The 10,786-nt window shown below is 52.1% G+C and carries 10 protein-coding genes; 1 reads left to right on the top strand and 9 read right to left on the bottom strand.

What is annotated here, in order from left to right; genetic code table 11:
• Both JW953_08820 and uvrC read right to left on the bottom strand, forming a co-directional pair.
• Positions 1–211, bottom strand: a 211-nt coding sequence (locus JW953_08820) for a hypothetical protein (GenBank protein ID MBN1992798.1), incomplete at its 3' end; no start/stop codon positions are given.
• 261 nt (positions 212–472) lie between these two features.
• Positions 473–2,326 (bottom strand): excinuclease ABC subunit UvrC, encoded by a 1,854-nt coding sequence (gene uvrC, locus JW953_08815; GenBank protein MBN1992797.1) that lies wholly within the window; start codon positions 2,324–2,326, stop codon positions 473–475.
• Positions 2,327–2,586: 260 nt separating this feature from the next.
• Between uvrC and JW953_08810 the strand changes: the two genes are divergently transcribed.
• Entirely contained in the window at positions 2,587–3,696 is a 1,110-nt protein-coding gene (locus tag JW953_08810) for a hybrid sensor histidine kinase/response regulator (protein ID MBN1992796.1), read from the top strand.
• A gap of 15 nt (positions 3,697–3,711) precedes the next feature.
• Here the strand turns inward: JW953_08810 and JW953_08805 are convergent, their stop codons facing one another.
• From JW953_08805 to rpsB, 7 genes are all read right to left on the bottom strand, one after another.
• Complete coding sequence (locus JW953_08805; protein ID MBN1992795.1) at positions 3,712–4,803, bottom strand: alpha/beta hydrolase; 1,092 nt, start codon at positions 4,801–4,803, stop codon at positions 3,712–3,714.
• A gap of 127 nt (positions 4,804–4,930) precedes the next feature.
• Positions 4,931–5,674 (bottom strand): di-trans,poly-cis-decaprenylcistransferase, encoded by a 744-nt coding sequence (gene uppS / locus JW953_08800; protein MBN1992794.1) that lies wholly within the window; start codon positions 5,672–5,674, stop codon positions 4,931–4,933.
• A gap of 132 nt (positions 5,675–5,806) precedes the next feature.
• Positions 5,807–6,838 (bottom strand): polyprenyl synthetase family protein, encoded by a 1,032-nt coding sequence (locus tag JW953_08795; GenBank protein MBN1992793.1) that lies wholly within the window; start codon positions 6,836–6,838, stop codon positions 5,807–5,809.
• Positions 6,839–7,046: 208 nt separating this feature from the next.
• Positions 7,047–7,604 carry a ribosome recycling factor gene (frr, locus tag JW953_08790; protein MBN1992792.1) on the bottom strand — a complete coding sequence of 186 codons (558 nt, stop codon included), beginning with the start codon at positions 7,602–7,604 and terminating at the stop codon, positions 7,047–7,049.
• 116 nt (positions 7,605–7,720) lie between these two features.
• Positions 7,721–8,437, bottom strand: a complete 717-nt coding sequence (locus JW953_08785) for a UMP kinase (protein ID MBN1992791.1) — start codon at positions 8,435–8,437, stop codon at positions 7,721–7,723.
• A gap of 80 nt (positions 8,438–8,517) precedes the next feature.
• Positions 8,518–9,378: an elongation factor Ts gene (locus tag JW953_08780; protein MBN1992790.1), complete on the bottom strand. Its 861-nt coding sequence runs from the start codon at positions 9,376–9,378 to the stop codon at positions 8,518–8,520.
• Positions 9,379–9,447: 69 nt separating this feature from the next.
• Positions 9,448–10,545: a 30S ribosomal protein S2 gene (gene rpsB / locus JW953_08775; GenBank protein MBN1992789.1), complete on the bottom strand. Its 1,098-nt coding sequence runs from the start codon at positions 10,543–10,545 to the stop codon at positions 9,448–9,450.
• Between the last annotated feature and the right edge of the window lie 241 nt (positions 10,546–10,786).

Below are 10,786 nucleotides of genomic sequence, written 5' to 3'. Positions count from 1 at the left end.
CCGCCCCGGCCGCGCCGCCTTCGGATTGCATTTCCACCACCGTGGGGATGGTGCCCCAGATATTGGTATCGCCCCTGGCGCTAAAGGCATCGGCGTGTTCGCCCATTCCAGAGGACGGGGTAATGGGGTAAATAGCAATTACCTCGTTGGTTTTGTGGGCAACGTAGGCTGCCGCCTCGTTGCCGTCAATCGTAACTTGCGTTCGAGTCATAATAATGTCTCCTTTGATCGAAAACTAGATGTTTTTCATTAATGCAGCCAAACGCTCCGGTGTCCCGGCGACAGCATTGAACCCGGACATCGGAGCGTATCATTGCGTTCTGGCTCAGCCGCCACTGGTGGAGTTTTGGCCTGAATAGCACCTTTTTATCTTACTCTCTTTGGGCGGCTGGCAACAGTGACACATGTCATCTTTCTAGGCGATACATGTCATCTGTGTGATATTCGTCACGATAATGCTCGGTAGGGGGTTCTATAAGGTATCTTTTAACACCTGCGCCGACTTTTTGGTCATGCCCGGCACGGCGGCCAGTTCTTCCACACTGGCTTCACGAATGGCCCGGATGGAGCCAAACTTTTGCAGCAGGGCGCGGCGGCGTTTGGGGCCAATGCCGTCAATGTCGTCGAGGCTGGAACGGACCGCGCTTTTGCCGCGCAATTGGCGATGGTAGGTTACGCCAAAACGGTGCGCTTCGTCGCGGATGCGCTGCACCAGGAACAGGGCCTGGGAATTGCGGGGCAGCATGATGGATTCCGACTCGCCCGGTCTGAAGATTTCTTCCTCGCGTTTGGCCAGCCCCACCATGGGAATCGCGTCGCGCAAGTCAAACTCGTCCAACACGGCCAGGGCGGCGTTCAATTGGCCCTTGCCGCCGTCAATGATCACCAGGTTGGGAATGAGGGCCCAGGCGTCTTCGCTTTTGTCCACTTTTGATTTGTCCCGGTAGCCCTCGTCGGTCATGCGTTTGAAGCGGCGGCGCAGCATCTCTTGCATGCTGGCGTAATCATCCTGCCCCGCCACCGACTTGATTTTAAAACGCCGGTAGTCGTTTTTACGAGGCACGCCTTTGGCAAACACCACCATGGAGCCAATAGTATGCGCGCCCTGCAAGGTGCTGATGTCGTAACACTCAATGCGCAGCGGCGGCTCCGGCAGGTCGAGCGCTTGCTGCAATTCAGCCAGGCCCTCGGTTTGTTTGCTCTCGTCGGCGGCCCATTGGGCGCGGAGATGGTTCAGGGTTTCCAGCGCGTTTTCGGCGGCCAGTTCCAACAGTTCCTTTTGTTTACCCCGGCGGGGCACCTTTAAGGTCACCTTGTCGCCGCGTTTGCCCTGCAACCAATCGCGGATGATCATCAGTTCGTCCACATCTTTGGGCAGTAAAATCTGGGGGGGGATCTGGGTGGATTGGTCGTAAAATTGTTTCAAGAACGAGGTCATGATTTCGGCGTCTTCCTCTTCCGCCGTTCCTTCTAAAACAAAATAGTCCCGGCCCACCAGTTTGCCGCCGCGAATAAAAAAGACCTGCACACAAGCGTCGCCGTCGGCGCGGGCAAAAGCCACTACATCTTCGTCCATGGTGGTGGCGCTGACCACTTTTTGTTTTTCCACCACCTGATCTATGGCCTTGATCTGGTCGCGCAGTTGGGCGGCGCGTTCAAAATCAAGGTTTTCGGCGGCGGTTTCCATCTGGCGGTGAATATCGGCCACTACCGGCTCAATGTTGCCGTTCAAAAAGTCGCATAAATTATCAATTATTTGGCGATACTCGGCCTGGTTGACCGCGCCAATACAGGGCGCGGCGCAGCGGCCCAGGTGATAGTAGAGGCAGGCTCGCTCGTCCTGGCCGTTAATTACGCGGGTGCAGGTTAAATAAGGAAAAATCTTGCGCACCAGGTCCAGGGTTTGGTAGGCGGCCCAGGCGGCGGTGTAAGGGCCAAAATAGCGCGCGCCATCGTTTTGCAAACGGCGGGTGGTGGTGACGCGGGGAAAGGGGTCTTGCCAATGCACCTTGATGTAGGGGTAACGTTTATCGTCTTTCAACCGCACATTATAGTAGGGTTGATACTTTTTGATGAGCGTGTTTTCCAGCAGCAGGGCTTCCAGTTCGCTATCGGCCACAATGAATTCGATGTCGGCAATTTCTTCCACCAGGCGGCGGGTTTTGGGGCTGCCGGTTTGGGCGGATTTATGAAAGTAAGAACGCACCCGGTTCTTCAGGTTAACGGCCTTGCCCACATAAATCACTTTGCCCTGGGCGTTTTTATGCATATAAATGCCCGGCCGGGCCGGTAAATTTTTTAGAATTTGCTCGATCTTGGCTGTCATGAGAGTGATCCGGCCTGACGGATTTTGAAAACCGATCAGACCTTCCAGTTTCTTAAGAACATATTTTACCACCTGACCAACGCCAAAACAAATGGGTTTTCCGGTGAAGATGACCACAGTACCCTCATCCCCTGATAAATTTTATGGTATAATGGAACTTGTTTGAACATGCCAGCAACATTGACCTGCTGGGTCATCAAATTAACCGGAGCGGTGATTAAACCCTTTTGCCCCAAGAACAACCTCATTAAGGACCAACCATGACCAAAGATAAAGACACCCTGCTCATAGTTGACGACAGTCCCGAAAATTTAGATTTGCTGTGCGTTTATTTACAGGGTTGCGGCTTCAGCGTATTGGTGGCTGAAAACGGTGAGGAAGCGCTACAAAAGGTCAATGAGGTCCGGCCCGACTTGATTCTCCTGGACGTAGTGATGCCGGTGATGGACGGCTTTGAAACGTGCCAGCGTTTGCAGGAAAACGAAGCTACCCGGGACATCCCCATTATTTTTATGACGGCCCTGGCCAACACCGCGGACAAAGTAAAAGGTTTTGCCCTGGGCGCAGTGGATCACATCACCAAACCCCTCCAGCCGGAGGAGGTGTTGGCTCGCATCACCACCCACCTGACCATTAAAAAGCTGCAAAAAAATCTCCAAGAACAAATCAGCGAGCGCGATAATTTGATTGCCCAATTGGATGCGTTTGCTCACACCGTAGCCCACGACCTCAAGAGTCCGCTGGGCCTGATCACGGGCTACATTGGTTTTTTACAAGATAATTGGATGACCATCCCGGCCGAACAAAGACAGGAATACCTGCAAACTATTGCCCAAACCGGCTACAAAATGAGCAATATCATTGAGGAATTGTTGCTGCTGGCCAGCATCCGCCAGAGCGAGGTTAAGGTAAAGCCGCTAGACATGGGCCAGATTGTGGCCGAGGCCTTGTTGCGCCTGGATTACCTGGTTGAAAAATACCAGGCTGAAGTTATTGTTTCCGATAATTGGCCGGTGGCAGTGGGCCATCGGCAATGGGTTGAGGAAGTGTGGGTTAATTATGTTAGTAATGGCCTGAAGTATGGCGGCCAGCCTCCGCGCCTGGAACTGGGAGCCGTGCCTTACGAAAACGGCTCTATTTGCTTTTGGATCCGGGATAACGGTCCGGGGTTAACCCCAGAAGAGCAAGCGCAATTATTCACCCGTTTCACCCGCCTGGACCAAACCCGGGCCAAAGGATACGGCCTGGGCTTGTCTATTGTGCAGTACATTGTGGAAAAACTCGGCGGGGAAGTAGGGGTGAACAGTAAAGAAGGACATGGCAGTATTTTTTCTTTTACCTTGCCGGCGGCAATTTATCAGAAGGGATAACTTAGGCTCCTAAGCTCACGCCTGCTGGCGCCGCTCATCGTGCAAACGCAGGATATGGCGCAGCACTTCGGCCCGATTAAAAGCGTGGAGCCGCCGCGAGCGCTGGCCAACAGAGAAGAAGTAATGATCGCCCAGCACTACCTGGATATTCCAACTGTGCAGCCCCATGCTTTCCAGCAAGTCCAGGGTTGGCCCCAGGGCCACCAGCCGGTCTTTGTGGCCCAACATCACAAACACATTGCTCCAATCGCGGGGGGGCGCGGTTTCTTCAGACAAACCGAGGGCAAAAAAAACCTGGGCAATCGTACCCTTGTCGGTTTGTTGAAAAATACGCACGTGCTCATCTTTAACAGCCTGGCTGGCGTTGGCCGCTAACAGGTCCATAATTGGCACGGCCAGGCGGCCTTTGAACGTATCCAAAAAGCCATATTGCACACCGGCTCCAATGCCCAAACCCAGGGTTTTATAGAGGGCTTTTTTCACCGTATCCTTATGCAGCATGGCCGGAGCCAGGGCCAGCAAGCTGTAGGGGGTTTCCTCCCAACCTCGTTTGACCTTGTGAAAAATAGATGCCCCACTCATCGAATGTCCCACAAAAGTAAAAACCTGTCGCTGACCGCCGGGGCGATGCAGCTTGAGCAAATTGAGCCATAGCTCCACCGCCTGCATATTGCCACGCGGCCCGCACAACTCCAAAAGCGGACTCTCAGCCTCGATGAAGGGCGACCCGCCAAAGCCATTGACATCCAAGGAAAAACAGATCAGGCGTGGGTTGGCCTCACACACGGCGGCGGGCAAATCTTCCCAGATAGCGTGGCTGCCATCCCAGCCGTGCAAAAAGATAACATATCCTTGAGCATTAGCCGCCAGCTCAGGGGCGGGCTGGACTCGCCCGGCAGGCCGGCGGTGGTAGTATACGCGCCAGGTAAAATCGGCCAGGCCGGTTTCCCGTTGAAATTGGGGTAATACGCGAGAGGAGATAGTTTCTGTAGCCGTGGCATGGGTAAGGCTGTGTAGCTGGCTCTTTACCCACTGCTGCGACTCCTGCCGGAGCGCGAGCGAGGTATTGAGCCAATCCCAGCGCCCGCGCCGTTTTTTACGCGCCATTTATTTCCTGCCACCCCCATCTAAAAAACTATTGCCAATATTTTATCATAGGTGAGAGGGCATTGAAAATAGGAGTTTGGGGGGAAGACATTAATAGGCGCCAGGCCGCGTCAACGGCAAATATTTTTTACTCGGTTCGCCCGCCGTAACGACGATCTCGCCGGCTAAACTCGCATAGGGCCTGGTAATACTCCTCTTTGCCAAAAGCGGGCCAGTAGGTGGGGGTGATGTAATACTCGGCGTAGGCGGCCTGCCAGATGAGAAAGTTGCTGGTGCGGAACTCGCCGCTGGTGCGGATGATCAAATCGGGGTCCGGCGACGTGCCGGTATACATGTAGCGGCTCAACAATTCTTCGGTTACGTCCTCGGGTTTCACATTATCGCGCATCAGGCTTTGGACAGCGTGGACAATTTCATCCCGGCCCCCATAATTAAAGGCCACGTTGAGCACAAGCCGGTTGTTGTTTTTGGTCAGGTCAATCGCGTGAATCACTTTTTTGCGAATGGCCGGATTCAGTCGTTCTAACTGGCCGATATGCCGCAACTGCACGCCGTTTTTGTGCAACTCATTCAATTCCCGGTCAATTACATTTTCCAGAATACTCATCAAGCCTTTCACTTCCAGGGGCGGGCGTTTCCAATTTTCAGTAGAAAAAGCGTAAATGGTGAGCATTTTTACGCCAAATTCCACCGACGCCTCCAAAATACGCCGTAGATTCTCGGTGCCGGCCCGGTGTCCTTCCAGTCGGGACTTGCCCCGTTCCTGCGCCCAACGCCCGTTGCCGTCCATAATAATGCCCACGTGGGAAGGGGGATTGGGCAGTGGGGGAAATTTTTTCTGGCCTGTTACTTCTTCCTGGTTTTGTATCATCACCATATCCATCATTTTTCCACTCCTGTTTTAAGGCAGCTCTCAAAATACGGATTGCGTATGGCAAGGATGATTTCCACAGCCGCCTCCGCCATCACTGGGGTAAACGTGATTCTGGGAACTGCCTGACTGCTAATACAAACGATTTATCAAAAACTCTGTCATCGTCCTCAAATCAGACTGCGCCTGGTTTGAGGCCCCAATTTTAGCCAGGGCGGCAAACGATTTCTGTTTGTAATTATCGGCCACCCCCTGAGCATAATGTTGCGCCTCCACCAGGGCCAAACATTCGCGCACAAACTCAATTTCCGGGGCGGATAAAGGCTCTGGGGTGGCGTAATAAGCCTCCAGTTTTTTTTGGCGCGCCCCATCTATCTGATCAAGCATATAAATCACGGGCAGGGTTTTCTTTTTGCGGCGCAGATCGTTAACGGCGGATTTGCCGGTTTGCTTACTATCGCCCCATATTCCCAATACGTCATCACGAATTTGAAAGGCCAGGCCAATATTGTGCGCAAAGTCGCTATAATTCTGGATGATGTCTTCGTCCGCGGTGGCCAGCCTGGCCCCGGCCAGAATAGCAGCCTCAATCAAGGCCCCGGTTTTTTTATACACCATGTCCAAGTACATGCCGGTTGACACGTTTTGAATCGTTTCAAATTTCAGGTCCAAATCCTGTCCTTCGGTGAGCCGCAAACAGGCTTCGTTGACAACGCGCAAAACCGCAAAAATTCTTTCGGGGGCAATTTTGGCCGGATCAAGCTGATACAGGGCTTTGTAAGCTAACGAATAGAGATGGTCACCGGCATTAATTACGGCGGGCTGGCCCCAGATTGTCCAGGCGGTGGGGCGTCCGCGGCGCTCCACATCATTATCTTCAATGTCATCGTGCAACAAACTGAAGTTGTGGATGATTTCAATAGACGCCGCCACCGGCAGGGCGTCTTGATAATTGCCGGTAATGGCCTCATAAACCAAGAGGCTGATGACGGGCCGCAGCATTTTGCCCCGCTTAGAAGTTGTTGGCTGAAAATTTTCATCCATCCAGCCAAAATGATAGCCAATAATGCCCCGCATAAAAGGTGGGGTTTCATTGACCAGGCGTTTGATGGTATTGTCAATATCTGCGGCGTATTTGGCCACAATTTGATTAATGGTAGACATTTTTTTTAGCTGAAACTTCACCTACCGCTTTATCAAACAAGGTAGTCTTTAAGGCTAAACGTCATTATCAGCAAAACAGGGGAAATAGGCAAAATGAGGGATTTGGTTTAAGCAAGGGTTAAAAGACAAAAAACTCAGACGTATGTACGTACATCCGAGTTTTTTCTGGTCCAGCCCTTTAGGTTTTAATAGTTGAGCAAACCAAGAGCTAAACCTCCATAATTTCTTTCTCTTTGGCCTCACCAATTTCATCGGCTCTTTTGATGTAATCGTCGGTGAGTTCTTGCAATTCGTCTTTACCGTGGTAAAAATCATCTTCGGTAATCAGGCTTTCTTTTTCAAAACTGCGCAAGTCTTCCAGCCCCCCGCGCCGAATATTACGAATGGAAACTTTGGCCTCTTCTACCCGCTTAGACACAGATTTGCTCAACTCCCGGCGGCGTTCCTCGGTGAGGGTAGGAATCTGCAACCGGATTAATTTGCCATCGTTGTTGGGGGTCAGGCCCAGATCCGATTGCAGAATGGCTCGCTCAATGGCCTTAAGGGCGGTGGGGTCATAGGGACGAATGGCAATTAATTGCGCTTCGGGCACGCTAATTGAGGCGACTTCTTGCAACGACGTTGGCGTGCCGTAATAATCAACCACCAATTTGTTCACCAACCCGGCCGAGGCCCGGCCGGTGCGCAAGCTGGCCAAATCATGTTGCAAACTCTCAATGGATTTTTCCATGCCGTCTTTGGCTTCGGCCAGAACATCATTGATCATTTTTTACCTCCACTGGATAGAATTACAAATAGCAAATTACAACTAAAAAAATGATTGACGGTTGCTATTTGCCACTTGCAACTTGCATGCTACTTGCTACCTGGCTACTTGTCAATTCAATAGCTAATCAGTGTGCCCACGGTTTTGCCCAACACCGCCTTTTTTAAACTATCGGGTTGCCACAGGTCCAGCACAATAATGGGCATTTGGTTATCCATGCACAGGGTCAGGGCCGTGCCGTCTAAAACTTTTAATCCCAGGTTAATGGCCTCAATATACGTTAATCGCTCAAATTTTTTGGCCTGGGCGTCAACTTTGGGGTCCGAGTTGTAAACGCCGTCCACTTTGGTAGCTTTTACCAAAAGTTCGGCGTCAATTTCCATGGCCCGCAGAGCGGCAGCGGTGTCGGTGGTAAAGTAGGGGTTGCCCGTGCCCGCGCCCAAAATCACCACCCGTCCCTTCTCCAGATGGCGGATCGCCCGTCCCCGGATATAGGGTTCGGCCACGGCGCGCATTTCAATGGCGGTTTGGACGCGGGTTTCTATGCCAATCCGGCTCAGGGCGTCGGCCAGGGCCAGCGCATTCATCACGGTAGCCAACATGCCCATGTGGTCGGCCGTGGCCCGATCCATGCCGTGGTCCAGGCCATCCTTGCCCCGCCACAAATTACCCGCGCCAATAACCATGGCAATCTCAATGCCTAACTGATGAATATCTTTGACGGTGGTGGCCACAGAGTCGGCCAAATCAGGGTTAATGCCAAAATTATTCTCGCCGGCCAGCGATTCGCCCCCCATTTTTAACAAGATACGATGATATTTTGGCAAGGTCATAAAATATTCCTCAAAATTTTATTGACTTTACACAGAAAGGCCGGAACAATTTGCTTGTTCCGGCCTTGTTGACAGGCTCACTAAACGCCTCGCTCAAAGCGGGCAAAGCGTCTCACCGTAATATTATTGCCCGATTTCTGCAACAATTTAGCAATGGTCAGATCGGGGTCTTTAATAAACTCCTGGTTGAGCAACACCACTTCGCTATACCACTTTTTGAGTTTGCCTTCGACTATTCGTTCTTTGATGTTGTCGGGTTTTTTATCCTCAACCAATTGGGTCTGGAAAAACTCCTTTTCGGCGGCAATCGCTTCAGCCGGAATATCTGCTTCAGAGACGTAATGTGGGGCAGCCGCGGCAATTTGCAGGGCCAGGTCGTGCACCAGTTCGGCAAATTGACTGTCCCTGGGGTCGCCGCCGGCCACCTCTACCAACACGCCCACCCGCGCGCCAGGGTGAACGTAGCTTTCAAGCATTCCTTCACCGGGCAGGTCAAAGCGGGCCACCCGGCGGACGATCATATTTTCACCCAGTCTGGCAATGATCTCGGTGAGTTGTTCCTGCACGGTTTTGCCGGGATCATCAAGGTAAGGAGCCGCTAACAAAGCTTCAACGCGGTCAAGGCCGGGTTGCTCCAACACCTGCTGAACCATAGCGTCCACAAATTTTTGAAAATCCTCGGTGCGGGCCACAAAGTCGGTTTCACAATTAACCTCAACCATTACGGCGGTTTGGCCATCATCGCTCATCTGCGCGCTAATCAAACCATCATTGGCTTCGCGGTTGGCTTTTTTAGCGGCGGCGGCCAGCCCTTTTTTGCGCAACAACTCACTGGCTTTATCAATGTCGCCGTTGGTTTCTTGCAAGGCTTTTTTACAATCTAATACCCCGGCTCCGGTTAATTCCCGAAGCAGTTTAATATCTGCGGTTGAAATTGACACAATTCCTCCAAAATCTATTTTTTGAAAACTTCTAATTTTACATCTTAGCCTACTTCTTTCAGATAACGGCTAATCCTTTTCCGCCTCAGCAGGTTCTGCCTCTTCTTCCCCTTCGACTTCTCCGGCAGCCTCTACCTGCTCGTCGCCGACTTCTTCAGCAACAGGTTCTTCAACCTCAACTTCCGGCTCTTCAACTTGGGGTTCCGCCTCTGGCTCGTCAGCCTCAACCTCTGGTTCCTCGGCGGCCACTACTTCTGCTTCGGAAATGACTGCCGCCAGCTCCTCAGCCTCAACAATGGCCTCGACCTCAGCTTCCGGTTCCTCTAACTCAGGTTCCTCCACGGCAAAAGCTTCTTCGCCTGCTTCGGCCTCGGCTTCAACCGCCGCCTGAATTTTGGCCAGGGTGCTGGGGCCAAGATAGCGCTCATCGGGCAGTTCTTCGCCTTCCAGCTCAACTTCTTCTTCCTCGGCCTGGAGACTGCTGTAAATAGCTTGGCCGTCTAACACGGCATTGGCCATGGTTGATAAAATCAACCGGATGGCCCGAATAGCGTCATCATTGCAGGGAATGGCGTAATCAATGGGATCGGGATCGCAATTTGTGTCAACCATAGCAATCACCGGAATGCCCAAAACGTTAGCCTCTTTAACGGCCAGATCATCTCGACGCACATCTACCACAAAAAGGTAGTTGGGCAAACGGCGCATATCTTTTAAGCCGCCCAACCGTTGATTTAAACGCTCAATTTCACGCGTGCGCAGCAGGGCCTCTTTTTTGATCAGGCGCTCAAATTCACCCCGGGCCTGTTTTTTTTCGGCTTCCAATAAATAATCAATCCGCTGCCGAATAGTGCGCCAATTGGTAAGGGTGCCGCCCAACCAACGATTTTCAACATAAGGCATGCCACAGCGTTGCGCTTCCTGCGCCACCGCTTCTTGGGCCTGCCGTTTGGTGCCAACAAACAGAATAATGCCGCCGGAAGCAACGTTATCTTTAACTAATTCGTAAGCTTGGTTTAACCGGGTAATGGTTTGTTGTAGGTCAATGATGTGGATGCCGTTGCGCTCGGTAAAGATGAAGGGCTTCATCTTGGGATTCCAGCGCCGGGTGCGATGACCAAAATGGACGCCTGCCTCAAGCAGGGCTTTCATAGGTGCAACTGACATATTTTGTTTCCTCCGTTTTTCTACTGCTACTCGTCCGTTCTCGTCAACCGTCCGGGAACCCCCTCGCCAGGAAAGGGCACGACCCGTTTGTCGGAGAACGTGTGAATTTGCCTAAAAATTTCCAAGCGGGCAGTATAGCACGTTGGCCAAGAATAAGCAAGAAAGAGCCGGGAAATAAAACTCATTGGGCCAACCGGCAAAAGGTTTGGCAAACCCCCCGTTCAGATGTATAATAACAGGC

This window comes from Anaerolineae bacterium, from assembly GCA_016931895.1.
Lineage (GTDB): Bacteria > Chloroflexota > Anaerolineae > 4572-78 > J111 > JAFGNV01.
Note: the sequence above shows the minus strand (reverse complement) of the source record. Positions and strands in the feature narration are given on the sequence as shown.

Bases quoted from the DNA above. Each gene is read 5' to 3' on its own strand.
- uvrC (MBN1992797.1), bottom strand. From the start codon at position 2,326: ATGACAGCCAAGATCGAGCAAATTCTAAAAAATTTACCGGCCCGGCCG.
- JW953_08810 (MBN1992796.1), top strand. From the start codon at position 2,587: ATGACCAAAGATAAAGACACCCTGCTCATAGTTGACGACAGTCCCGAA.
- JW953_08805 (MBN1992795.1), bottom strand. From the start codon at position 4,803: ATGGCGCGTAAAAAACGGCGCGGGCGCTGGGATTGGCTCAATACCTCG.
- uppS (MBN1992794.1), bottom strand. From the start codon at position 5,674: ATGATACAAAACCAGGAAGAAGTAACAGGCCAGAAAAAATTTCCCCCA.
- JW953_08795 (MBN1992793.1), bottom strand. From the start codon at position 6,838: ATGTCTACCATTAATCAAATTGTGGCCAAATACGCCGCAGATATTGAC.
- frr (MBN1992792.1), bottom strand. From the start codon at position 7,604: ATGATCAATGATGTTCTGGCCGAAGCCAAAGACGGCATGGAAAAATCC.
- JW953_08785 (MBN1992791.1), bottom strand. From the start codon at position 8,437: ATGACCTTGCCAAAATATCATCGTATCTTGTTAAAAATGGGGGGCGAA.
- rpsB (MBN1992789.1), bottom strand. From the start codon at position 10,545: ATGTCAGTTGCACCTATGAAAGCCCTGCTTGAGGCAGGCGTCCATTTT.